The 24,648-nt window shown below is 68.2% G+C and carries 20 protein-coding genes and 1 riboswitch; of the genes, 11 read left to right on the top strand and 9 right to left on the bottom strand.

Features of this window, described 5'->3' with window-relative positions; translation table 11 throughout:
* Positions 1–101: 101 nt before the first annotated feature.
* Positions 102–1,574 (bottom strand): MDR family MFS transporter, encoded by a 1,473-nt coding sequence (locus tag MNR00_RS11670; protein ID WP_241926090.1) that lies wholly within the window; start codon positions 1,572–1,574, stop codon positions 102–104.
* Positions 1,575–1,755: 181 nt separating this feature from the next.
* Here MNR00_RS11670 and MNR00_RS11665 point away from each other — a divergent pair, with 181 nt between their 5' ends.
* Positions 1,756–3,642 carry an ABC transporter ATP-binding protein gene (locus MNR00_RS11665; RefSeq protein WP_241928835.1) on the top strand — a complete coding sequence of 629 codons (1,887 nt, stop codon included), beginning with the start codon at positions 1,756–1,758 and terminating at the stop codon, positions 3,640–3,642.
* 12 nt (positions 3,643–3,654) lie between these two features.
* Here the strand turns inward: MNR00_RS11665 and MNR00_RS11660 are convergent, their stop codons facing one another.
* Both MNR00_RS11660 and MNR00_RS11655 read right to left on the bottom strand, forming a co-directional pair.
* A complete protein-coding gene (locus tag MNR00_RS11660) occupies positions 3,655–4,422 on the bottom strand; it encodes an SDR family oxidoreductase (RefSeq protein WP_241926089.1) in 768 nt (255 codons plus the stop codon).
* Positions 4,423–4,426: 4 nt separating this feature from the next.
* A complete protein-coding gene (locus MNR00_RS11655) occupies positions 4,427–5,365 on the bottom strand; it encodes a glycosyltransferase family 2 protein (protein WP_241926088.1) in 939 nt (312 codons plus the stop codon).
* 81 nt (positions 5,366–5,446) lie between these two features.
* Between MNR00_RS11655 and MNR00_RS11650 the strand changes: the two genes are divergently transcribed.
* Positions 5,447–6,436: a squalene cyclase gene (locus tag MNR00_RS11650; protein ID WP_241926087.1), complete on the top strand. Its 990-nt coding sequence runs from the start codon at positions 5,447–5,449 to the stop codon at positions 6,434–6,436.
* A gap of 131 nt (positions 6,437–6,567) precedes the next feature.
* Here the strand turns inward: MNR00_RS11650 and MNR00_RS11645 are convergent, their stop codons facing one another.
* From MNR00_RS11645 to MNR00_RS11625, 5 genes are all read right to left on the bottom strand, one after another.
* On the bottom strand, positions 6,568–7,707 hold the full coding sequence (locus tag MNR00_RS11645) for a cysteine desulfurase family protein (protein ID WP_241926086.1): 1,140 nt from the start codon (positions 7,705–7,707) through the stop codon (positions 6,568–6,570).
* A gap of 3 nt (positions 7,708–7,710) precedes the next feature.
* Complete coding sequence (nadC, locus tag MNR00_RS11640; protein ID WP_241926085.1) at positions 7,711–8,562, bottom strand: carboxylating nicotinate-nucleotide diphosphorylase; 852 nt, start codon at positions 8,560–8,562, stop codon at positions 7,711–7,713.
* Positions 8,559–10,049 (bottom strand): L-aspartate oxidase, encoded by a 1,491-nt coding sequence (nadB, locus tag MNR00_RS11635; protein ID WP_241926084.1) that lies wholly within the window; start codon positions 10,047–10,049, stop codon positions 8,559–8,561. The genes nadC and nadB overlap by 4 nt, the downstream gene beginning before the upstream one ends.
* Positions 10,046–11,350, bottom strand: coding sequence for a quinolinate synthase NadA (gene nadA / locus MNR00_RS11630; protein ID WP_241926083.1), 1,305 nt, complete (start codon positions 11,348–11,350; stop codon positions 10,046–10,048). Before nadA ends, nadB begins: the two co-directional genes overlap by 4 nt.
* 89 nt (positions 11,351–11,439) lie before the next feature.
* Complete coding sequence (locus tag MNR00_RS11625) at positions 11,440–12,093, bottom strand: NUDIX domain-containing protein (RefSeq protein WP_241928834.1); 654 nt, start codon at positions 12,091–12,093, stop codon at positions 11,440–11,442.
* Positions 12,094–12,144: 51 nt separating this feature from the next.
* Between MNR00_RS11625 and MNR00_RS11620 the strand changes: the two genes are divergently transcribed.
* The 9 genes from MNR00_RS11620 to MNR00_RS11580 all read left to right on the top strand — a co-directional run bounded on the left by MNR00_RS11620 (position 12,145) and on the right by MNR00_RS11580 (position 23,700).
* Positions 12,145–13,056 (top strand): amidohydrolase family protein, encoded by a 912-nt coding sequence (locus MNR00_RS11620; RefSeq protein WP_241926082.1) that lies wholly within the window; start codon positions 12,145–12,147, stop codon positions 13,054–13,056.
* A gap of 61 nt (positions 13,057–13,117) precedes the next feature.
* Positions 13,118–13,211, top strand: a riboswitch (glycine riboswitch).
* A gap of 153 nt (positions 13,212–13,364) precedes the next feature.
* Positions 13,365–14,471 carry a glycine cleavage system aminomethyltransferase GcvT gene (gene gcvT, locus MNR00_RS11615; RefSeq protein WP_241926081.1) on the top strand — a complete coding sequence of 369 codons (1,107 nt, stop codon included), beginning with the start codon at positions 13,365–13,367 and terminating at the stop codon, positions 14,469–14,471.
* Positions 14,468–14,845, top strand: a complete 378-nt coding sequence (gene gcvH / locus MNR00_RS11610; RefSeq protein ID WP_241926080.1) for a glycine cleavage system protein GcvH — start codon at positions 14,468–14,470, stop codon at positions 14,843–14,845. The genes gcvT and gcvH overlap by 4 nt, the downstream gene beginning before the upstream one ends.
* A 56-nt stretch (positions 14,846–14,901) precedes the next feature.
* Complete coding sequence (gcvP, locus tag MNR00_RS11605; RefSeq protein WP_241928833.1) at positions 14,902–17,730, top strand: aminomethyl-transferring glycine dehydrogenase; 2,829 nt, start codon at positions 14,902–14,904, stop codon at positions 17,728–17,730.
* Positions 17,731–17,910: 180 nt separating this feature from the next.
* Positions 17,911–19,545: an ABC transporter substrate-binding protein gene (locus tag MNR00_RS11600; RefSeq protein WP_241926079.1), complete on the top strand. Its 1,635-nt coding sequence runs from the start codon at positions 17,911–17,913 to the stop codon at positions 19,543–19,545.
* Positions 19,546–19,623: 78 nt separating this feature from the next.
* Positions 19,624–20,556 carry an ABC transporter permease gene (locus MNR00_RS11595; protein ID WP_241926078.1) on the top strand — a complete coding sequence of 311 codons (933 nt, stop codon included), beginning with the start codon at positions 19,624–19,626 and terminating at the stop codon, positions 20,554–20,556.
* Complete coding sequence (locus MNR00_RS11590; RefSeq protein WP_241926077.1) at positions 20,543–21,487, top strand: ABC transporter permease; 945 nt, start codon at positions 20,543–20,545, stop codon at positions 21,485–21,487. The genes MNR00_RS11595 and MNR00_RS11590 overlap by 14 nt, the downstream gene beginning before the upstream one ends.
* Positions 21,484–23,127 carry an ABC transporter ATP-binding protein gene (locus MNR00_RS11585; RefSeq protein WP_241926076.1) on the top strand — a complete coding sequence of 548 codons (1,644 nt, stop codon included), beginning with the start codon at positions 21,484–21,486 and terminating at the stop codon, positions 23,125–23,127. The genes MNR00_RS11590 and MNR00_RS11585 overlap by 4 nt, the downstream gene beginning before the upstream one ends.
* Before the next feature lie 15 nt (positions 23,128–23,142).
* A complete protein-coding gene (locus MNR00_RS11580) occupies positions 23,143–23,700 on the top strand; it encodes a PH domain-containing protein (RefSeq protein ID WP_241926075.1) in 558 nt (185 codons plus the stop codon).
* A 23-nt stretch (positions 23,701–23,723) separates the two neighbouring features.
* Here MNR00_RS11580 and MNR00_RS11575 read toward each other — a convergent pair whose 3' ends face one another.
* Positions 23,724–24,503: a CPBP family intramembrane glutamic endopeptidase gene (locus MNR00_RS11575; RefSeq protein ID WP_241926074.1), complete on the bottom strand. Its 780-nt coding sequence runs from the start codon at positions 24,501–24,503 to the stop codon at positions 23,724–23,726.
* Between the last annotated feature and the right edge of the window lie 145 nt (positions 24,504–24,648).

Here is a 24,648-nt window from a genome sequence, read left to right as displayed (position 1 = left end):
CCGCCAGAGCGCTGCCCACGGCCTGACCAGACGCGACTGACCGCCAGACGCCGACGGCGCCCCGCGCCGAAGCGCGAGACGCCGTCGTCTGACCGCGTTCGTCAGTGTCCGGCGTGCGCCGGAGCCTCGTCGCTGTCGTCCTCGGGCTTGCGGATCAGGAACGCGCCGATGATCGTGACGGTTGCGATGATCGCGCCGATCGTCACAGCGGTGCGCGTGCCCGCAGCCACAGCCGACGGCACCTCAGTGCCGCCGCCGGCCAGCACGACGGCCGTGAACGCGGTCATCATGACCGCGATGCCGGCGGCGCCGGAGACCTGCTGCACGGTGCCGATGACGGCGCTGCCGTAGGAGTAGAACTTCGGCTTCAGCGACGCCAGCGCCGCGGTGAACAGCGGCGTGAACGACAGGGCGAGGCCCACCGAGAGCAGCGTCTGGGCGACCAGCACCACCCACACCGAGGTGTCGGTGCCGACGGTGGTGAACACCCACAGCATCGATGCGGCGAGGATGGAGCCAGGCACCAGCAGCACGCGCGTGCCGCGGCTGTCGTAGATGCGGCCGATGAACGGGCCGAGCAGGCCCATCGCCAGAGCACCGGGCAGCACGATGAGTCCCGCCTGGGTGGCATCCAGCTGCAGGGCGTCCTGCAGGAACAGCGGGATGATAGTGATGCTGCCGAAGAACGCCAGCGAAAGCAGGAACATCTGGCCCATCGCGAGCGAGAAGTCCTTCGACTGGAAGATGCGCAGATCCAGCAGCGCGTCGTCCTTCTTCTGCAGCACGACCTGACGCCAGAGGAACAGCGCGAGGCCGATCACGCCGATGGCGAGAGCGCCGACCAGCGGGACGGGGTTCGCGCCGGTGGTGAGTCCGCCGATCTGGCTGAGGCCGTACACCAGACCGCCGAAGCCGAACGCAGACAGGATGATCGAGAGCACATCGATCGGTGCTTCCATGGTCTCGCCGACGTTCGCGAGCCAGCGCCAGCCGATGAACATCGCGACCAGGGCGATCGGCAGCACGACGACGAAGATCGCGCGCCAGCCGTAGTGGTCGAGCAGGAAGCCGGACATCGTCGGTCCGAGCGCGGGGGCGAGCGACATCACGACGCTGACGCGGCCCATGATGCGTCCGCGCGAAGCCGGCGGCACGAGATTCATCACCGTGGTCATCAGCAGCGGCATCATGATCGCCGTGCCCGAGGCCTGCACGATGCGCGCACCGAGCAGCATCGGGAAGCCGGTGGCGAAGATCGCCAGCAGGGTGCCGGCGGAGAACAGCGTCAGGGCGGCGAGGAACATCTGCCGTGTCGTGAATCGACGCAGCAGGAAACCGGTGGTCGGGATGACGACTGCCATCGTCAGCATGAAGGCGCTGGTGACCCACTGCGCGGCGAGCGGAGTGATGTGCAGGTCCTCGATGAGGTGCGGGATCGCCATGCCCATCGTCGTCTCGTTCAGGATCGCGACGAAGGCGGCGGTCAGCAGCACCCAGATGACGGCCATATCCTTGCGGGGGATGTCGCCGGGTGCGTGGACCACAGGGGATGACCCGGTGTGGACAGCAGACATGGGTCTCCTCAGAGGTCGTTTTTCGAATGGGAATCGCGAATCCGAGATGCGGATGCGAGAGATCAGCCGTCAATCGTAACCCGGACCCCGGCATGCGCATTCCCGCACCGTCGATATTTCTTGTGCCGGTGGCGCATTCGACTCGGGGGCGTCCATCGCGGACTAGCCTTTGGACATGAGCATGGGTGGCGGGCGCGGCGGAGGTGGTGGCGGATTCCGCGGCGTCGACATCGAGGCGCAGCGGCGCCTGAATGCGGATGCCCCGAAGGTGCCGGGTCTCGGGCGGCGCGTGGTGGCGCTGTTCGCGCCGTACCGCGCTCGCCTGGTGTTCACCGCGCTGCTCGTCGTCATCAGCGCCGGGCTGGCCGTCATCCCGCCGCTGCTCGTGCAGCGCGTCTTCGACGATGCGCTGTTCCCACTGCAGGGCGGTGGGCCGCAGATCCCGCTGCTGATCACGCTCGTGAGCGCCATGATCGGGCTGTTCCTCCTGTCGGCCGTGCTCGGCGTCGTGCAGACGTGGCTCACCTCCACTGTCGGCAACCACGTCACCGGCGACCTGCGAGTGAAGCTGTTCGAGCACCTTCAGGCCATGGAGCTGGGCTTCTTCACCCGCACCAAGACCGGCGTGATCCAGTCGCGCCTGCAGAACGACGTCGGCGGGGTGTCGGGAGTGCTGACCAACACCGTCACCAGCATCCTCGGCAACACGGTCACCGTCATCGCCTCGCTGGTCGCGATGATCCTCATCGACTGGCGTCTGACGATCATCGCCGTGATCATGATGCCGGTGCTCGTGCTGATCCAGCGTCGCGTCGGTCAGGTGCGCGCACGGATCGCGGCAGAGACGCAGGAGTCGCTGTCAGAGCTGACGAGCATCACGCAGGAGACCCTCAGCGTCTCGGGCATCCTGCTGTCGAAGTCGTTCAACCGGCAGCGCACCGAGTCGGTGCGGTACCAGAACGAGAACCGCAACCAGGTGCGCCTGCAGGTAAAGCGCGCGATGAGCGGTCAGGGCTTCTTCGCCGTCGTGCAGGTGCTGATGTCGAGCGTGCCTGCCATCATCTACCTCGTGGCGGGCTTCTTCCTCACCGGCGGCGCCCCTGACATCACCGCCGGTGCGGTCGTCGCGTTCACGACCGTGCAGGCGCGGCTGCTCATGCCGCTGATGGGGCTGATGCGCGTGGCGCTCGATCTGCAGACCTCGGCGGCACTGTTCGCGCGCATCTTCGAGTACCTCGACATGGTGCCGCAGATCAGCGATCGCCCCGATGCGATCGATGTCGCCGAGGCGCCGGGTCCGCGGGGACGGATCGCGTTCGAGGATGTGGTCTTCCGCTATCCGGATGCTGCGCCCGACACTCGCCCGACGCTGGACGGCGTCTCGTTCACTGCGGACCCCGGCATGCACGTCGCATTCGTCGGTCCCTCCGGCGCAGGCAAGACGACGATCCTCTACCTCGCGCCTCGGCTGTACGAGGCCTCGGCCGGCACGGTGCGATTCTCGGGCGCCGATGTGCGCAGCCTGAAGCAGGCATCCATCATCGATCAGATCGGGATCGTCTCGCAGGAGACGTACCTCTTTCACGCGACCATCCGAGAGAACCTGCGGTACGCGAAACCGGACGCCACCGACGCCGATCTCGAGCGCGCCTGTCGCGCCGCGAACATCCACCACGTCATCGCCGGCTTCGAGCAGGGGTACGACACGGTCGTCGGCGAACGCGGCTACCGCCTCTCCGGCGGCGAGAAGCAGCGCATCGCGATCGCGCGAGTGCTGCTGAAGGATCCGCCCGTGCTGCTGCTCGACGAGGCGACCTCGGCCCTCGACACCGTGTCGGAGCGCGTGGTGCAGGACGCGCTGGACACCGCAGCGCAGGGGCGCACGACGCTCTCGATCGCGCACCGGCTCTCGACCGTGATCGCGGCGGACATGATCCATGTCGTCGACGCGGGCCGCATCGTCGAATCCGGCACGCACACCGAACTGCTGGCACAGGGTGGGCTGTACTCGAGCCTTGCCGCGCAGCAGCTGGCCGCGTCGCGCGTGATCGACGATCGCGAATCCTGACCCGGCGTACGGTCAGTGCACCGACAGGCCGCCGTCGACGAACAGTGATTGCCCTGTGATGTAGCCCGAAGAGCGGCCGGCGAGGAACACCGCGATTCCGGCGAAATCCTCGGGGACGCCGTTGCGGCCGACCATGGTGCGCTCTGCCAGCTGCCGCACCTTCTCGGTGTCCTGCTGCAGTCTGGCGTTCAGCGGTGTCAGCACGAATCCGGGCACGAGCGTGTTCGCCGTGACCCCGTTCGCCGACCAGGCCTCGGCCTGTGAGCGCGTCAGGGACTCCAGCCCGCCCTTGGAGACGCCGTACACGCCGCTGGTGACGAAGGCGCGATGCGCCTGCTGCGAGCTGACATGGATCAGACGACCGAACCCGCGCTCGACCATGCCAGGCGCGAAGCGCTGACTCAGCAGGAACGGTGCCTCGAGGTTGACGGTCATCGTGGTATCCCACACGTCCATGTCGATCTCGCCGAACGGCGGTCGCAGGTTGATGCCGGCGGAGTTCACCAGGATGTCCGGTTCACCGAACGGCTCGGCGGCAGCATCCGCCGCTGCACGAATGCCGTCGCGCGTGCTGAGGTCGCCGGCGATGCCAGCAGCCAGGCCGCCGGCGGCGGCGATCTCGGCGACGGTCGCGTCGACGCGAGCGCGGTCGCGGGCGACGATGACGACGGATGCCCCAGCGCCGGCCAGCGCGAGGGCGATGCCACGGCCGATCCCTGACGAGCCGCCGGTCACGACGGCGGTCAGGCCACGCAGCGAGAACAGTGCGTCGAGATTCATCCGATCACCATGCCAGGGCCGCGGCCAGAGTCGAGTCGGGGCGCGCCGCGTCGTATTCCGGCAGGGCGCGCAGGGCTGTCTGGAACGCCTCGAGAGCGGCACGGTAGGCGGGATCCGGATGCTGCGCGGCGATGCGCTGCAGCGGCGGAAGATCCATGGCGCGGATGAGCGCGATGCGGGTGCGCACCGCCTCGCTCTGTCGGGCCGCGGTCAGCACGTCGATGCCGCCAAGGAGGGCCGCGAGATAGTCGTGCAGCACCGGCAGCTGCGACTTGCCCTGCGTGATCGAGGTGCCGTCGGCGCGCAGTCGCCAATGCACAGCGACATCGGGGATCACATCGAACGCGCGAGCTTCGGTGTACATCCGCTGCGCGACGACCTGATCCTCGTAGGCGACGTTCTCGGGAAAGCGCAGGTCGTCCCACAGTGGCGTGCGGCTGAGCTTCGACCACGCGACGATGTTCGCTGATGCCGCCGGGTGGTCTGCCAGGGTCATACCCAGACGGCGCGGGTTCGTGGCATCCGAGACCCACGGCTGCACGCGGCCGGGGCGGTACACGCCGTCGATGAGGCGGGAGCGCACATAGGCCGCCGCGACGAAGTCGCTGCCGGACTCGTCGAGAGTGCGCAGCCACCGCTCGATCGCGTGCGGGGTCAGCTCGTCATCGGCGTCCAGGAATCCGACGAACGGAGTGTCGACGCGCTCCAGACCGATGTTGCGGGCGGCCCCGAGACCCCTGGCTTCGTGGTGATGAAGGACCTCGAAGCGCCGGTCTGCCGCGGCTGCGTCCGCGAACACGGCGCCGGTGTCGTCGGTCGAGCCGTCGTCGATGAGGATCGCGCGCCAGCGCTGCTCGCTCTGCGCCTGCAACGACGCGATGGCCGCCGGAGCGAATGCTGCGATGTCGCGCCCCGGAACGATCATCGTCACGCGCGCGCTCACCCCTCGATCCTATTGCGCCGCACAGGCCGCCCGGCGCGATAAGGGTATCGAGGGACGGCGTATCGGCGTAGCGTCGCGCGCATGAGTTCGCTGACGGACGAGAAGACCGACTGGCTGCGGGAATCCGACCCGGCGCTGCGGTGGCAGGTCGAACGCGATCTGCTTGGGCTGCCTGAGAACACCTGGCAGGCGACGCGCGCCCTCGTAGAGACGGAGGGGGTCGGCGCGGCGATCCTCGCCAGGCAGGATGCCGACGGGCAATGGGCGGGAGGGGCGTACTTCCCGTCGCGGGAGTTCGACGGCGCCGGTGCCAGCGCACGGGACTGGGACGCGCAGCCGTGGATCGCCACGACATGGGCGCTGAAGGACTTGCGCGATCTCGGCTTGGACGCCGCGGCGCTGTCTGGAACAGCCGAGAAACTGGCAGCCAACTGCGTGTGGGAGTTCGAGGACCGGCCGTACTGGGGTGGAGAGATCGATGTCTGCATCAACGGCTTCACACTCGCGACCGGTGCGTGGCTGGGAGCGGACGTCTCTGCGATCGCGGCGTGGTTCCCCGAGCACCGCCTGGCCGACGGCGGCTGGAACTGCGAGGCCGAAGAGGGCGACTCGGTGCGCTCGTCCTTCCACTCGACCCTGAACGCCGTGGTGGAGATGCTGGCGTACGAAACGCTCACGGGTGACGGGGCGCTGCGCGCGGCGCGCCACGCGGGTGAGGAGTATCTGCTCGAGCGCCGGCTGCTGCGCCGGCTGTCGACAGGAGAGCTCGTGGCGCCGTGGGTCACGGACTTCATCGCCCCCAGCCGCTGGCAGTACAGCGCGCTCGCCGCGCTGGACCACTTCCGGCGCGTGGCGGAGTTCGAGGGCACCGAGCCCGACCCGCGGCTGGCGGAGGCCGTCGAGTCGGTGCGCGCAGCGCGGCAGCCGGACGGCACGTGGCTGCAGGGCGACTCGCTGCCAGGAGCGGTCTGGATCGACATCGACGTGCTGCCAGGCGAGCCGTCGAAGTGGCTGACGCTGATCGGCGCGCGCGTGCTCGACTGGTGGGATGCCGCGCAGCCCGCGGGCTGAGCGCTGGTTCTGCGCTACTCGGGGCGTGCGCTTCGTGCGGAGCGCACAGGCCAGAGCACGAGCAATGCGCGAGCAACGCGCGAACAGAGCGCGAGCAGGGTGGGGGAGCAGACGTTGAGCTGGGACGCCGGTCACGGACCCGAGACGGCTGAGACCGCCGCAGCGACGAGGGACGCCAGATGATCGCCCGACCCCGGGGGCAGCGGCGTGTGGCCGAACGTGAAGCGCACAGAGGTCTGCGCGGTGGCGGCGGGGATGCCGAGCGCCAGCAGCACGGGGGAGGGCTCGTCACTTCCGGCCGCGCACGCGGAACCACTCGATGAGACCACCCCGCGGCGCTCGAGCTCCAGCAGCACGGCTTCGCCACTGGTGCCCTCGAAGGTGAAGCTCGCCAGATTCGGCAGGCGCCGGTCGGGCGAGCCGGTCAAGGCGGCCCGCGGCACAGCATCCAACACTGCGGCGATGAACTCGGACGTCGTCGCGGCGACGGCCGCTGCGGCGGATTCGCGCTCGGACTCGGCGAGGTCCAGCGCCGTCGCCAGGCCCACGGCGCCGGCGACGTTCTCGGTGCCGCTGCGGCGACCGCGCTCCTGGCCGCCGCCATGCAGCAGCGGCTCCAGCGGCACGCGCGAGCGCACGCCCAGTGCGCCGATGCCCTTGGGGGTGCCGAGTTTGTGGCCGGCGATCGAGACGGCATCCGCGCCGAGATCGCGCAGGTCGAGCCATCCCGCGGACTGCACCGCATCCACATGCACAGGAACGCCGTGCTCCCTGGCCACGGCGATGAGCCCCGCGGCGTCCTGCACCGTGCCGATCTCGTTGTTCGCGTGGCCGAAGCTGACCAGCACGGCATCATTGGCTAGCGCCACGCGCAGGGCATTGGGCGTCACCACGCCAAGGGCGTCCACTGGCAGCATCCGCACGTCGACGTCGTGAAGCCGCCGCAGATAGTCCACGGACTCCAGAATCGACTCGTGCTCGATCGGGGTCGTGATGAGTGTCGGCTGACCCGCGCGCGGCGCCCCGAGCACGATGCCCTTCACTGCGAGGTTGTTCGACTCGGTGCCGCCCGAGGTGAAGATCACTTCGGCGGCGCGCATCCCCAGCGCCGCGGCGACCCGCCCGCGCGCCCACTCCAGCGCCTCGGCCGCCGCCTCGCCGACCGTGTGATGGCTCGACGGGTTGCCGAACACATTCGTCAGGTACGGGCGCATCGCCTCGAGCACCTCGGGGCGCACCGGCGTGGTCGCGGCGTGGTCGAGGTAGAGCATGTGTCAGCCGATCCGCAGGTCGAGCCCGAGATCCAGAGCCCGAGCGGAGTGCGTGAGCGCGCCGACTGAGATGACCTGCACCCCGGTCTCGGCGATGGCGCGCACGGTGTCGAGGTTCACTCCTCCTGACGCCTCGGCCGTCGCCCGCCCGGCGAGCACGGCGACGCCGGCGCGCAGGTCGTCGAGTGAGAAGTTGTCGAGCAGCACCGTGTCGGCGCCGCCGTCGAGCACAGCGGGGATCTGATCGAGCCGGTCAACCTCCACCACGACATGCGTGGTGTGCGGCAGGCTGCCGAGTGCCGAGCGCAGAGCGGTGGCCAGATCCTGACCGCCCGCCCGCAGCACGGCAAGGTGGTTGTCCTTCGCCATCACCGCATCTGACAGCGAGCGGCGATGATTGCTGCCGCCGCCAGAGACCACGGCGTGCCGCTCGAACTCGCGCAGGCCCGGCGTGGTCTTGCGGGTGTCGGCGATGCGTACGCCGGTGCCGGCGACAGCATCCACGTATGCCGCGGTGAGCGTCGCGACGCCGCTCATGCGCTGACTGAAGTTCAGGGCGACCCGCTCGGCCGTGAGCAGGCTGCGCGCTGGTCCCGTGACGGATGCCAGCACGTCGTCCGCTGCGAACCGATCACCGTCGGCGAAGTGCAGATCGACCTGCACGCTCGGGTCGGTGAGGGTGAACGCGGCGGCGAACACCTCGCCGCCGCTGAAGACCCCCGACTCACGCGCGACCAGATCGGCGATGGCCGTGGCGTCTGCGGGGAGCAGAGCGGCGGAGGTGATGTCACCCCAGGGTGCGTCCTCCTCGAGGGCAGCGCGCACGGTGCGATGCAAGGTGGCCGGGGTGATCATGAGGCTCCGATCAAGGCGGGGGCTGGTGCGTGCGAGAGGTGGTGCGCGCCGAGTGAGGTGGTGCGGGCAAGGGCGGCGGATGCCACGGCGCGAGCGACCGTCAGCAGATTCGCGTCCTCCTGAGCGGTCGCAGTCGTGCCCGCGGGCGCGGCCCATGCAGACAGCTGCGCGACAGCATCCGACATCCCGTCGTGGGTGCGCAGCAGCCCGACCCCATCCCACATCAGCTGCTGCAGATCGGCGCGGGTGAAGGGCGTCGTGCCGTCCAGGTCGCGATCGTTGTCGCTATCAGCGCTCGATGGCGACAACGATCGCGATCTGGATGCGTGTGGTGGGGTGTCGCCAAGTGAATCGGCGGCACGGGCGGCGAAGACGGCTCCCTCGAGCAGGGAGTTGGATGCCAGGCGATTCGCGCCATGCACACCGGTGCGAGCGGTCTCGCCGACGGCCCACAGCCCCGGCATCGACGTGCGGCCGTCGAGATCGGTTGCGATGCCGCCCATCAGGTAGTGCGCGGCGGGCGTGACCGGCACCGGCTCGCGCGACCAGTCCAGACCGCGTCGCCGCAGCTCGGCGTCGATGGTCGGGAACCTGTGGGCGAGCGCGGCAGCGCCGAGCGCGGTCGCGTCAAGCCGCACTGGCGAGCCCTGCGCCGCTGCCTGCCGCGTCACCGCACGGGCCACGACATCGCGTGGGGCGAGTTCGGCATCCGGATGCTGGTCGAGCAGGAACCGGTGGCCATCGGCATCCACCAGCACAGCACCCGCCCCTCGAACCGCCTCCGAGATCAGGAACGGCACGCCGGACGATTCGAGAACCGTCGGATGGAACTGCACGAACTCGAGGTCGGCGACGGCGGCACCGGCGCGCAGCGCCATCGCGATGCCATCGCCGGTCGCGCCCGCGGGGTTGGTCGTGTGCGCGTACAGCTGCCCGGCGCCGCCCGTGGCGAGCACGACGGCATCGGCCGCGAGCACAGTCCGATCCAGCAGTCGGATGCCATGGGCGCGCTCATCGGTCACGAGAAGATCCGCTGCGAAGGCGTGTTCGCGGATGTGGATGCCCGATGCGCGAACCCGGTCGATCAGGGCAGCCGAGATCGCGGCGCCGGTGGCATCCCCGCCGGCGTGGGCGATGCGGGGCAGCGAGTGGGCGGCTTCGAGTCCACGCGCGATCTCGCCGTCGTCGCCGCGGTCGAACGCCACTCCGGCGTCGATCAGCGCCTCGACGGCAGCAGCGGCCCCGTCGACCAGCGCCGCGATCGCGCGCGGGTCACCATGTCCGTCGCCCGCGTGCATCGTGTCCAGCGCATGCAGCGCGGGGGAGTCATCAGGGCCGTAGGCCCCGGCGATGCCGCCCTGTGCCAGGGGAGTGCACCCGCTGCCGATGGCGCCCTTGACGACCAGCTCCACGTCGTGCCCGAGGGCCTCGGCACGCAGCGCCGTGGTCAGTCCCGCGATGCCCGACCCGACGACGAGAACCTTCATCGCGGCTTCGCTGCCAGCATCCGCTCGAGTGCGACCCGCGCAGGTGCCGCGACGTCATCTGCGACCTGAATGCGGTTCTGCACTCGGCCGGCGACCAGTTCTTCCAGCACCCACGCGAGATAGCCGGGGTGGATGCGGTACATCGTCGAGCAGGGGCAGACCACCGGGTCGAGACAGAAGATCTCGTGCTGAGGATGCTGCGCCGCCAGGCGACGCACCAGGTTGATCTCGGTGCCGATCGCGAAAGTCGTGGGCTCGGTGGCATCGGCGATCGCTCGGCGGATGTAGTCGGTGGAGCCCGCTTCATCGGCGGCATCGACGACCTCCATCGGGCACTCCGGGTGCACGATCACGCGCACATCAGGGTGCTCAGCGCGTGCCGTCTCGATCTGGTCGACGCTGAAGCGGCGGTGCACCGAGCAGAATCCGTGCCACAGGATCACCTGCGAGTCGGTGAGCTGGGCAGCTGACGAGCCGCCCAGTGGGCGACGGGGGTTCCACATCGGCATCCGCTCCAGCGGCACGCCCATCGCCTTCGCGGTGTTGCGGCCGAGGTGTTGGTCGGGGAAGAACAGCACCCGTCGCCCGCGGGCGAACGCCCATTCCAGAACTGTCGCGGCGTTCGACGACGTGCAGACGATGCCGCCGTGCCGGCCGACGAAGCCCTTGATCGCGGCGGAGGAGTTCATGTAGGTGACCGGGATCACCGGGACGAGTCCGTCAGCATCCGCCTCATCCAGAGGGCCTAAGACATCGGCCAGCTGCTCCCAGCAGTCCTCGACCTGATCGATGTCGGCCATGTCGGCCATCGAGCAGCCCGCCGCGAGGTTCGGCAGGATCACCGACTGCTCAGGACGGGAGAGCAGGTCGGCGGTCTCAGCCATGAAGTGCACGCCGCAGAACACGATCGCCTCGGCGTCCGGATGTTCGAGTGCGGCGTTCGCGAGCTGGAACGAGTCGCCGACGTAGTCGGCGTGCCGCACCACCTCCTCGCGCTGGTAGAAGTGGCCGAGCACGACGACGCGGTCGCCGAGGGTCTCCTTCGCGGCGCGGATGCGGTCGTGCAGGTCTTCTTCGTCTGCTTCGCGGTACGCGGTGGGCAGCTCGCCCTGGCGGGGAGCGCCCGTCGGGATCACATCGCCCATCGACGAGCCTGGCCCGTATCCGGGGCGGATGTCGAAGTCCCAGGGACCTGCAGCCAGGTCAGTGGTGCAGGTGCTCTCGATCGAGGCTCCGTCGACGATCGCCTGGATGGCGTGGTCGACCGACGGATCGAGCGTGCTGAGGGGGTGAGTGGACATTCCGGCGCCGCCTTCTGGTCACTTCGACACTTACTGCGTCGTGAACAGATTATGTCGACTTGACCCTAAGTGCAATCCGGCCCCGCACCTCAGGCGTGCGCGACGTAGCGGAACAGCCGCGCCGGGCGGTGCTTGCCGGTGCGGAACGACTCAGTAGGCACCAGTTCGTCCGAGTCAGCCAGCAGGCGGCGGAAGTTCGAGGGATCAAGACGCTCGCCCAGCACGGCCTCATAGACCTCTCGGAGCTCTGTGAGCGTGAACTCGTCCGGCAGCAGACCGGCCGCGATCCGGCTGTAGCCGACCTTGTTGCGCAGCCTGTCCAGCGCGTAGTCGGCGATGCGGTTGTGGTCGAAAGCGAGCGGGGGGAGGGCATCGACGTCGTACCATTCGACGTTCTCCGGCGCGTCGGCCGCGGCGCGCTGTGCATCGACGAGATCCGAGCGCAGCAGCGCCCAGTACACGATCGCGATGGCACGACTGGGTGCGCGATCGACGTCGCCGAACGTGTACAGCTGCTCGAGATAGCTCGGCTTGAGAGCCGTGGTCTCGGCGAGTGTGCGGGATGCTGACGCGTCGAGGTCCTCACGAGGATCCAGCCAGCCACCCGGCAGCGCCCACTGGCCAAGGTGCGGCTCCCTGGTGCGTCGCACGAGCGGCAGCATCAGCCGATCGCCGTCTGAAGAGCCGCGCAGCGAGAAGATCACTGTCGACACGGCGACGCCGATCGCGTCGTCTGCTGGCATCCCTGTCGTCACAGGCACGAGCCTAGAGGGTCGCCTGCGTAGGCTGAGTGGATGCCCGCATCCGACACCACGCCAGGACCGCAGTCGGATGCCGAGATCCCCGCCTACCTCGACGCTCTCGGCGTCCCGGGTCTCGCTGACATCCACGTGCACTTCCTGCCCGACCGGATGCTCGACAAGGTCTGGGCGTACTTCGACGATGCCGAGCGCAACTACGGCAAAGCCTGGCCGATCCACTACCGGGTCAGCACCGAGGAGCGGCTCACGATCGCACGCCGCCTCGGCATGCGCGCGATCCCCGCACTGACCTACCCGCACAAGGCGGGCATGGCGGAATGGCTGAACGACTGGAACCGCGATTTCGCGGTCGCCAACGCCGATGTCGTGCATTGCGGCACGCTGTATGCCGAGCCCGAGGCATCCGACTACGTCCCGGTAGCCCTCGCCGCCGGCGCCCGTCTCTTCAAAGTGCACGTGCAGGTCGGTGGCTTCGCGCCCGACGACCCCGTGCTCGATCCGGCATGGGCCGCGTTCGCCGCGGCGCGCGTGCCGGTCGTGATCCATGCCGGGTCCCAGCCGCTGCCAGGCCAGCACACCGGGCCGGATGCGATCGCGAAAGTGCTCGCACGGTTCCCCGACCTCGGCTTCGTCATCGCGCACATGGGGATGCCCGAATACGACGCCTTTGCAGACCTCGCCGAGCAGTACGAGAACGTGCACCTGGACACCACGATGTTCGCCACCGGGTACTTCGATGAGCCCGCGATTCCGGCGGCGTACCTTGCGCGGCTGGGCCGCCTGCAGCACAAGATCGTGCTCGGCTCCGACTTTCCGAACATCCCCTACGCCTACGCCCGCCAGCTCGCGGGACTCGCCGAACTCGACCTCGGCGACGACTGGATGCGCTCGGTGCTCTGGAGCAATGGCGCACGGCTTCTTGGTCTGAGCGCCGCGACCCCGTAGCGGGGCCGACCTCCCGCTATGCTGTAAGGGCTAACTGAACAGCCAATTCAACAATGGCCGTATGACGTGTGCGGGAGAGCTCGGTGATCGCAGCCGAGCACCGAAGGAGCAAGCCTCCCCGCCAATCTCTCAGGTATCCATACCGCGCATGTCCGGCCGCTCTGGAAAGCGATGCTCCGGCATCCGCCGACGGTGAAAGCCCCACTCCTTCTCGAAGGTCAGGGTGAAGCTCTCAGGCCCGATGACAGAGGGGGAGTTCCGAGGACGACGAAGACGCCGTCCTACCCGATCCTGACCGGGAGAACTCCGTGACCGACCCCCGCTACACCCCGCTCCGCGAACGCCACGAGGCGCTCGGGGCATCCTTCACCGACTTCGGCGGCTGGCAGATGCCGGTGCGCTACACGTCCGACCTCGCCGAGCATCGCGCCGTGCGCGAGGCCGCCGGCATCTTCGACATCTCGCACATGGCCGAGTTCACCGTGCGGGGAGCCGCTGCGGCCGAGTACCTCGACTACGCGCTGGCCGGTCGACTGTCGGTCATGTCCATCGGCAAGGCGAAGTACTCGCTGCTGCTCGCCGAGGACGGCGGCATCATCGACGACGTGATCGTCTACCGCCTGCAGGACGACGACTTCCTGATCATCTCCAACGCCGGCAACCGGGATGCTGTCAGCGCGGCGCTGCAGGAACGTACGGGCGACCTGGCTGTCGCCGCAGAGGACGTCTCAGACGCGTACGGTCTGATCGCCGTGCAGGGGCCGAACTCCGAAGCGATCCTCGCCGCGGTGGCCGGCATCGACGAACTCACCGTGCCGTGGGCGGAGCAGAAGTACTACGCCTGGGCTGCCGCCACCTACAACGGCAAGCCGCTGCTGCTCGCCCGCACCGGCTACACCGGTGAGGACGGCTTCGAGCTGCTCGTGGCTGCAGATGACGCGGCCGCGCTGTGGGATGACGTGGTCGTCGCCGGCGAGCATCACGGACTGGTCGCGGCCGGCCTCGCCGCCCGCGACAGCCTTCGCCTTGAGGCCGGCATGCCGCTGTACGGCAACGAGCTCTCGCGTGACATCCGCCCCGCGCAGGCCGGTTTCGGCCGCGTCGTGGTCGCCGACAAGGAGGACTTCGTCGGCAAGGAGCAGGTGACGCCCGCATCGGATGCCCGCGTGCTGATCGGCCTGACCGCCGAGGGCCGCCGTGCCGGTCGCGCCGGCTACCCCGTCGTGCTCGCTGACGGCACCGTCGTCGGCGAGATCACCAGTGGTGCGCTCAGCCCCACCCTCGGCCACCCGATCGCGATGGCCTACGTCGACCCCTCTTCAGCCGAAGAGGGCACCGAGCTGTTCCTGGATGTGCGGGGCACCAAGATCCCCGCGACCCGTACCGCCCTGCCTTTCTACCGGAGGAAGAAATGACCGATCTCAACAGCCTGAAGTACAGCGAAGAGCACGAGTGGGTGGCCACCGACGGCGCCGTCGCGACGATCGGGATCACCGACTTCGCCGCAGACGCACTCGGTGACATCGTCTTCGTCGAACTGCCGGAGGTGGGCACCGAGCTCAGCCGCGGCGACGTCTTCGGCGAGGCCGAGTCGACCAAGTCGGTCTCCGAGCTCTACGCACCCGTCACCGGCAAGGTCGTCGAGATCAACGACGCCGTCGTCGACGACCCCGCTCTGGTGAACTCCTCGCCGTTCGAGGGCGCCTGGCTCATCAAGGTCGAGATCGCCGACGGCGCGCTCGACGGACTGCTCGACCGCGACGGCTACGTCGCGATCACGGAGGCGTGAGAGTGACCTCATTCGCCGACCGCCACATCGGGACGACGTCTGAGGCGCAGCGGCACATGCTCGACGCGCTGGGCGTCGCCTCTGACCTCGAGCACTGGGATCAGGTCGAGGCGCTGATGCGCCAGGCCGTGCCGGACTCGATCTACATCGGGCCGGACGCCGAGTCCGTCATCCCCGGTGCTGCCTCCGAGGCCGAGGCGCTCGCCGAGCTGCGCGCGCTCGCCTCGCGCAACACGGTCAACCGCGCCATGATCGGCCTTGGTTACCACGGCACGTTCACGCCGAGTGTGATTCAGCGCAACGTGCTCGAGAACCCGTCCTGGTACACGGCGTACACGCCCTACCAGCCCGAGATCTCGCAGGGCCGCCTCGAGGCGCTGATCAACTTCCAGACCATGGTGTCCGACCTCACCGGGCTGTCGACGGCGAACTCCTCGATGCTCGACGAGTCCACGGCCGTGGCCGAGGGGATGCTGCTGGCGCGCCGCGCCGCGAAGTCGAAGTCGAACGTGTTCGTCGTCGACGCCGACGCACTGCCGCAGACCAAGTCACTGCTCGCCACCCGAGCGGATGCTGTCGGCATCGAGCTCGTCGAGCGCGACCTCGCCGCCGGCGAGGAGCTGCCCGCGGAGCTGTTCGGCGTTTTCGTGCAGTACCCGGGCGCCTCCGGTCGCATCTGGGACCCGTCCGCGGTCTTCGATGCCGTGCACGTGGCGAACGGCATCGCGGTCGCCGCCGCCGACCTGCTCGCTCTCACGCTGCTGCGCTCGCCGGGTTCGCTCGGCGCCGATGTGGCAGTCGGCACATCGCAGCGCTTCGGCGTGCCGATGGCGTTCGGTGGCCCGCACGCCGGCTACATGGCCGTGCGCGCCGGACTCGAGCGTCAGCTCCCAGGTCGCCTGGTCGGCGTCTCTCAGGATGCAGTCGGCTACCCCGCCTACCGTCTTGCGCTGCAGACGCGCGAGCAGCACATCCGCCGTGAGAAGGCCACCTCGAACATCTGCACAGCCCAGGTGCTGCTCGCAGTGATGGCCTCGATGTACGCCGTCTACCACGGTCCTGACGGGCTGCGCGCGATCGGCGCGGAGGTCGCCGCCAAGGCCGCGCTCCTGCGCGACTGGCTGGTCGAGGCCGGGGCATCCGTCGCTCACGACGCGTTCTTCGACACCGTCACCGTCACCGTTCCTGGCACGGCGGAGTCGATCGTCTCCGCGGCGCACGCCGGTGGCATCCTGCTGCGGCTGGTGGATGCTGACACCGTGGGCATCTCGGTCGACGAGACCACCACGTTCACCGACCTGCACCGCGTCGCGGTCTTCTTCGGCGGCAAGGAGGAGCGCGTCTTCGGCTTCGTCGGCGCCGGCTCCACCGGGGCTCTGCCCGAGACTCTGCTGCGCGAGGACGAGTACCTCACGCACCCGGTCTTCCACGCGCACCGCTCCGAGACCGCCATGATGCGCTACCTCAAGCAGCTCGCCGACCGTGACTACGCGCTCGATCGCGGCATGATCCCGCTCGGCTCGTGCACGATGAAGCTCAACGCGGCCACCGAGATGGCGGCCATCACCTGGCCCGAGTTCGCGCTGCTGCACCCGTTCGCCCCGCGCGAGGACGTCGAGGGCTCGCTCGCGATGATCGATCAGCTCGAGGCCTGGCTCGCCGAGGTCACCGGCTACGACGCGGTCTCGCTGCAGCCGAATGCCGGCTCGCAGGGCGAGCTCGCCGGGCTGCTGGCGATCCGCGGCTACCACCTCGCCAACGGCGACGATCACCGCACCGTGTGCCTGATCCCATCGTCGGCGCACGGCACGAACGCGGCATCCGCCGTGCTCGCCGGCATGAAGGTCGTCGTGGTGGCCACGGACGAGCTCGGCAACGTCGACCTCGACGATCTGCGCGCCAAGATCGAGGCCAACGCCGAGACGCTCTCCGCTCTGATGATCACGTATCCGTCGACGCACGGCGTGTACGAGGAGCAGGTGACCGACATCACGGCGGCCGTGCACGCGGCCGGCGGCCAGGTGTACGTCGACGGCGCGAACCTCAACGCGCTGCTCGGCTATGCGCGCTTCGGCGACCTCGGCGGCGACGTGTCGCACCTGAACCTGCACAAGACGTTCGCCATCCCGCACGGCGGCGGCGGACCTGGTGTCGGTCCCGTGGCGGCCAAGGCGCACCTCGCGCCCCACCTGCCGGGCCACCCGCAGGCGCAGAGCGACGTGCACGCCGGTGGATTCGTGTTCGACGGCGGCCCCGTCTCGGGAGCACCGTACGGCTCGGCCGGCGTGCTGCCGATCTCGTGGTCGTACGTGCGCATGATGGGAGCCGACGGCCTGCGTCAGGCGACCGCAGCCGCAGTGCTCTCGGCGAACTACATCGCCGCGCGCCTGGTCGACCACTATCCGGTGCTCTACACCGGCGAGCAGGGCCGCGTCGCGCACGAGTGCATCCTCGATCTGCGTCCGCTCAAGGAGGCCACCGGCATCACGGTCGACGACGTCGCCAAGCGACTGATCGACTACGGCTTCCACGCGCCGACCATGTCGTTCCCGGTCGCGGGCACGCTGATGGTCGAGCCGACCGAGTCGGAGGACCTCGGCGAGGTCGACCGCTTCATCGAGGCGATGATCGCGATCAAGGCGGAGGCGGATGCTGTCGCCGCCGGCACCTGGCCCGCCGAGGACAACCCGCTGGTGAATGCTCCGCACACAGCGGAGAGCCTCATCGCGGGGGAGTGGGATCAGGCCTACACCCGCGAGGTGGCGGCCTATCCGGTGCGCTCACTGGTGGCGACGAAGTACTGGCCGCCGGTGCGCCGCATCGATCAGGCCTACGGCGACCGCAATCTGGTGTGCGCCTGCCCGCCCATCGAGGCATTCGCATAGCATCCGCCAGCGCGCTCCGACGCCCCCGCCACATGTGTGGCGGGGGCGTCGTCGTCTGTGAACTCAGTAACGGTTCATTAACGGCGGACCCGTGTCAGGGTGGCGGCCATGTAGCCTTGAGCCATTGCGGGTGCGATCACTGATGGCGCGCCCATGTACCTGTCCACAGGAGGACGCGCAATGAAGCGAAACAAGATCACCCTCGCCGGTGTCGGCCTGCTCACCGCAGGCGTTCTGGCGCTGGCCGGATGCGCTAGCGATAGCGGCAATGGGGATAAAGGCGACAGCGGTGATGCCAAGGCGGATCCGAACGCGATCATCACGGCGAACGGCTCCGAGCCGCAGAACCCGCTGATCCCGACCAACACCAACGAGACCGGTGGCGGCAAGATCCTCGACTCGATCTTCGCCGGCCTCATCGGGTACGCGGCCGACGGCGCCGTCTACAACGATGTCGCCGAAGAGGTCAAGGTCGACGACCCGCAGCACCTCACCGTCAAGATCCGCGAGGGTCTGAAGTTCACCGACGGTGAAGAGGTCACGGCCGACAACTTCATCAAGGCGTGGAACTACGGCGCACTCGCCTCGAACAAGCAGCTCTCCAGCTACTTCTTCGAGGACATCGAGGGCTTCAGTTACGACGCGGACTCCGAGCTGACCGGTCTGAAGCAGGTGGATGACTACACGTTCACCATCGCGCTGAACAAGCCGGCATCCGACTTCGCACAGCGCCTGGGCTACTCGGCCTACTTCCCGCTGCCCGACGTCGCGTGGGACGACCTCGCCGCCTACGGTGAGAACCCGGTCGGCAACGGCCCGTACATGCTCGACGGCGAAGGCGCCTGGAAGCACGACGTGGGCATCGACCTCGTCGTCAACCCCGATTACGACGGCCCTCGCACGCCCGCCAACGGTGGCCTGAACATCAAGTTCTACGCCTCGCAGGACGCTGCTTACGCAGACCTCCAGGGTGACCAGCTCGACGTGCTCGACGCGATCCCGGACTCCGCCTTCGGCACCTTCGAGTCCGACCTCGGAGACCGCGCGGTGAACCAGCCGGCGGCGATCTTCCAGTCGTTCACGATCCCCGAGCGTCTCGCGCACTTCAGCGGCGAAGAGGGCAACCTGCGCCGTCAGGCGCTGTCGATGTCGATCGACCGCAAGGAGATCACCGACGTGATCTTCCAGGGCACCCGCACCCCGGCCAGCGACTTCACCTCGCCGGTCATCGACGGCTGGTCCGACTCGCTCAAGGGCGCTGAGGTTCTCGCATTCGACCCCGACAAGGCCAAGGAGCTGTGGGCCGAGGCTGACAAGATCAGCCCGTGGAGTGGAACCTTCCAGATCGCGTACAACGCCGACGGTGGCCACCAGGCCTGGGTCGACGCGACCGTGAACTCGATCAAGAACGTGCTCGGCATCGACGCATCGGGTGCACCGTACCCGACGTTCGCCGAACTTCGTGGCAAGGTCACCGACCGCACCATCGAGACCGCGTTCCGCACCGGATGGCAGGCCGACTACCCGGGTCTGTACAACTTCCTCGGCCCGCTCTACGCGACCAACGCCGGTTCCAACGACGGTGACTACTCCAGCGCTGACTTCGACAAGCTGCTGTCGGAGGGCATCTCCGCCACCGACCCGGCTGAGGCGAACAAGCTGTTCCAGGAGGCACAGGAGGTTTTGCTGAAGGACCTGCCCGCCATGCCGCTGTGGTACTCCAACGTCGTCGGAGGCTTCGGCAAGAAGGTGGACAACGTCCAGTTCGGCTGGAACTCGGTGCCGCTCTACAACGAGATCACCAAGATCGGCTGACACGCCAGGTGAAGGGGCGGTGGTGACACCACCACCGCCCCTTTTTCCTGTGCTTCCTTACCCGAAGGGAGGTCGAGGGTGGCTCTTTACATCCTCAGACGGATCCTGCAGGCGATCCCGGTGTTCTTTGGCGCCACCCTGCTGATCTATTTCATGGTCTTCGCGATGCCGGGCGATCCGATCGCCGCGCTGTTCGGAGACCGACCGCCGAATCCGGCTCTGCTCGAGAGTCTGCGTGCGCAGTATCACCTCGACGAGCCGTTCCTCGTGCAGTACTTCTACTACATCACCGGCATCTTCCAGGGCGACTTCGGCGTCAGCTTCTCGGGCCAGCCGGTCAGCGAGATCCTTGCGCGGACGTTCCCCGTCACCCTGCGGCTCGCTGTAATGGCAGTCGGCATCGCGTTCGCCCTGGCGATTGTGATCGGCCTGTTCTCGGCGCTCGGCAAGGGCGGCCTCTTCGACAACTCGATGCTCGTGCTGGCGCTCATCTTCGTCGCGCTGCCGATCTTCGTGCTGGCATTCCTCGCGCAGTACTTCCTGGCGATCCAGCTCGGATGGTTCAGACCCACGGTGGGAGCCGACAACGACTGGGGCGATCTCTGGCTGCCGGCAATCGTGCTCGGCTTCAGCGTCTATGCCACCAGCATGCGTCTCACGCGCGCCTCGACGATCGAGACGCTGGGGCAGGACTGGGTGCGCACCGCATACAGCAAGGGCCTGTCGCGTCGCCGGGTCATCCCCGTGCACGTGCTGCGCAACTCGCTGATCCCGATGGTCACCGATCTCGGCACCGTCTTCGGCGTGCTCATGGTCGGTGCGACCGTGACAGAGGGCATCTTCAACGTGCCCGGCGTCGGCAACACGCTCTACCAGGCGATCATCCGCGGAGAGAACCCCACAGTGGTGTCCTTCGTGACCGTTTTCGTCGTCGTATACGTGTTCATCAACATCATCGTGGACCTGATCTACGGCCTGCTCGATCCGAGGATCCGCTATGTCTCGAACTGAATCGAACCAGGAGCACTACGTCGCTCCCATCGACACGACCACCGTCCGGGTGGACGAGGTGCGCATCGACGAGAAGCGCAGCAACCTCTGGCTGGACGCCTGGCGCGACCTGCGTCGTCGCCCGATGTTCTGGATCTCGGCGGCTTTCGTGCTGCTCGTGCTCGTCGTCGCGATCTTCCCGCAGTGGTTCACCAACGTGGCGCCGAACAACGACTGCCAGCTCGCCAACAGCAACGGCGGACCCGAGTCAGGGCATCCGCTCGGATTCACCCGACAGGGCTGTGACGTCTACTCGCGCGTGATCTGGGGTGCCCGCACCTCGATCGTGGTGGGTGTGCTGGCGACGCTGATCGGCACCATCATCGGCGTCATCATGGGTGCCTACGCCGGTTTCTACGGTGGCTGGCTCGACTCGCTGCTCTCCCGCATCGGTGACATCTTCTTCACGATCCCCTACATCATCGCTGCGATCGTCGTGATGTCGGTGATGCCGGTGCGAAACGAGCTGGTGCTCGCCTTCGCCATCGGCGGCTTCGCCTGGGCGGGGACCGCGAGGATCATGCGCGCTGAGATCCTGCGCGTGAAACAGTCAGACTTCGTGATGGGCGCCGAAGCCGTCGGCATGTCGCGCTTCAAGATCCTCTTGTCGCACGTGCTGCCCAACGCCATGGCACCCGTCATCGTCGTCGCCACGCTCGCGCTGGCAGGCGCCATCGTCGCGGAGTCGGTGCTGTCGTTCCTCGGCGTCGGACTCGGCGGCGACACGATGTCGTGGGGTCTGGACATCAGCCAGGCGCAGACGAACATCCGCACAGCGCCGATGGCACTGTTCTGGCCGTCACTGGCGCTGACGGTGACCGTGCTGGCATTCATCACCCTCGGCGAGCTTCTGCGCGACGCCGTCGACCCGAAGGCGAGGGCCCAGCGATGAGCGAACCGCTTCTCAGTATCCGCGACCTCAAGGTGGCCTTCCGCACCGGCAAGACTTCGCGCGAGGTCCTGCACGGTGTCAGCTTCGACGTGCTCGCCGGTGAGACGCTGGCGATCGTCGGCGAATCCGGCTCCGGCAAGTCGACCACGGCGGCGGCGATCATCTCCCTGCTTCCCGGGACGGGCGAGGTGACCGGCGGCAGCATCATGCTCGACGGCAAGGACCTCACCAAGGCCGGCCGCAAGGACATGGAGCGCATCCGCGGCCGCGAGATCGGCTACGTGCCCCAGGATCCGATGTCGAACCTGAACCCGGTCTGGTCGATCGGCTTCCAGGTCAAGGAAGCCGTGCGGGCGAACGGACTGGCCAAGGGCAAGAAGCAGGTGAACGATCGGGCGGTCGAGGTGCTGGTGCAGGCCGGCCTCGCCGATGCCGAGCGGCGCATGCATCAGTTCCCGCACCAGTTCTCCGGCGGCATGCGCCAGCGGGCACTGATCGGCATCGGCTTGGCGGCCGACCCGAAGCTGCTGATCGCGGATGAGCCCACCAGTGCGCTCGATGTGACCGTGCAGCGCGTGATCCTCGACCATCTCGCGTCTCTCACCGCCGAGCGGGGCACCTCGGTGCTGCTGATCACGCACGACCTCGGCCTCGCGGCCGAGCGTGCCGATCGCATTCTGGTGATGAACCAGGGCGAGATCGTCGAGGCGGGGCCGAGTCAGGAGATCCTCGCCAACCCCCAGCATCCGTACACCCAGCGGCTGGTCGCCGCGGCGCCGAGCCTCGCTTCGCAGCGGATCGGTGCAGGTTCGCACGGGTCGGCGGAGTCGATCGAGCACGCCCCGACGGTCGTCGAGGTGCGCGAGCTGGTCAAGGACTACGCGATCCGCACCGGCGGCCTGCGCAGCGAGCAGTTCCGCGCGGTCGACAAGGTGTCGTTCACGATCCCGCGCGGCAAGACGCTGGCGCTGGTGGGGGAGTCGGGCTCCGGCAAGTCCACCGTCGCGAAGATGCTGCTGCAGCTGGAGAAGCCCACTGACGGTGAGATCCTCATCGACGGGCAGGCGACGAGCACGATGTCGCGCGCTGATGTCTTCAAGCTGCGCCGCCGCATGCAGCCGGTCTTCCAGGATCCGTACGGGTCTCTGGATCCGCTCCGCAGCATCGGCAGCCTGATCTCAGAGCCGCTGCAGGTGCACGGCATCGGCACCAGTGAAGAGCAGCACCAGCGCTCTCTCGAGCTGCTCGAGCAGGTGGCGCTGCCGCGCGAGCTCGCGTGGCGGTACCCGAACGAGCTCTCGGGCGGACAGCGGCAGCGTGTCGCGATCGCGCGGGCGCTGGCGCTCAAGCCGGACATCGTCGTGCTCGACGAAGCCGTCTCGGCGCTCGACGTGCTGGTGCAGGATCAGATCCTGCACCTGCTGTCGGACCTGCAGCGCGACCTCGGCCTCACGTACCTGTTCATCACGCACGACCTCGCCGTGGTCCGCGTCGCGGCCGACCTGGTATGCGTCATGGAGCAGGGGCGCATCGTGGAGCAGGGCACGGTCGACGAGATCTTCGCCAACCCGCAGGAGGAGTACACCAAGCGGCTGCTGGATGCCATCCCCGGAGCGTCGCTGACGCTCGGCGGCGTCTGACGGCAGACTGGACGTATGAGCGACACGCGGCCACCACGGATCTTCCGGGTCACCGGAGCACTTGTGCTCCTCGGGCTCGTCACCGTGGTGGCCGTGCTGCTGCTGGTCGATGCCGTGGTGCGCTCCGGTTTCGCGAACATGCTGCTGCTGGCGCCCTGGCCGCTGCTGATCGTCTGGTGCGTCTATGTGGTCGGTGTCGTCTCGGATGTCCGCGCAGATGCGACGGGCGTGCAGGTGCAGAACCTGCTGCGTCGCATCTGGATCCCGTGGGCGCGCGTGAAGCGCATCGAGATGCGGTGGCAGCTGGAGCTGGTCCTCGATGACGGCGCGCTCGTGCGCAGCTTCGGCGGGCCCGCGCGCACGCGCGATCGACGCCTGTCTCCTGGACGCGTCAAAGAGCACGGCGTGGCTGAGACCGACGACGGCATCGCGCGACTGAACCGACTGCGTGCCGAGGCGGCGGCGTCGCCCCGATCGGATGCCGTGGTCGTGCGCACCTGGGACTGGATGGCGATCGCCGCGTTCGGCGTTCTGCTGCTGTGGGCGATCGTGGCGGTGGTCGTCACCCGCTGAGTGGGCTGGTTCCGTCTCGGGTGTCAGCCGGGCAGTCCGAACAGAGCCGGCCATGTCGCCGCCGCCCACGGGTAGCCCACGAACACCGAGGCGTCGATGAGGAAGTGCGCCACCAGGAACGGCAGCAGCCGTCCGGTGCGCGCGAACAGCCACCCGAACAGCAGTCCCATGGCGAGGTTGCCGACGAAGGCGCCTGGCCCCTGGTACAGGTGGTAGCTGGCACGCAGCACACTTGTCGCGATGATGATCGGCCACGGCCCCCAACCCAGCTGTCGCAGGCGGGCGAACAGATAGCCGAGCACGACGAACTCCTCCTGGATCGACGCGCGAGCCGCCGACAGCAGCAGGATCGGCACCGTCCACCAGTGCGTGTCAAGGCCACCGGGGTTCACTGCGACGAACCACCCCAGCGAGCGGCCGAGCAGGTACAGGCCGATGCCGGGGATGCCGATGGCGAGCACCAGCAGTGCGCCCCAGCCGACATCCCTCGCAGGCTTCGCGCCATCCAGCCCAAGCGCGCCGAGGTGCGGGCGGCGAGACTGCCACAGCAGGAAACAGACCAGCAGAACGGGCACGATCCCGAACCCGATGGACAGCACCTGATAGATGAAGTCGAAGATCTCGCGGTCGCTGCGCGGCGGGTTCAAGGTCGCCGTCTGATCAGCCAGAGGGATCGGGTCCGTGAGCCGGTACGCCAGCTGCACGATCGCATACACGGCGGACTGACCGAGCCCCAATGCCAGCACGATCGCGATCTCCCACCAGAGGCGGGCACGAGACGGAGCGGGTACTGACGAGGTCACAGCTCTGATGCTACGACCTCCCGCTCAGGAAGCACTTCCGGCCATACGGTATCCTGGAACGTCACTTCGTCTCGCTCAAGCTCTCTCAGCACAGGCACTTCGTCTCGCTGGAGCTCGCTCAGCACAAGCGGCAACCTCCATCCCA

It is taken from the genome of Microbacterium sp. H1-D42 (genome assembly GCF_022637555.1).
Classification (GTDB): Bacteria; Actinomycetota; Actinomycetes; order Actinomycetales; family Microbacteriaceae; genus Microbacterium.
This window is presented reverse-complemented; position numbering and strand designations above follow the sequence as displayed.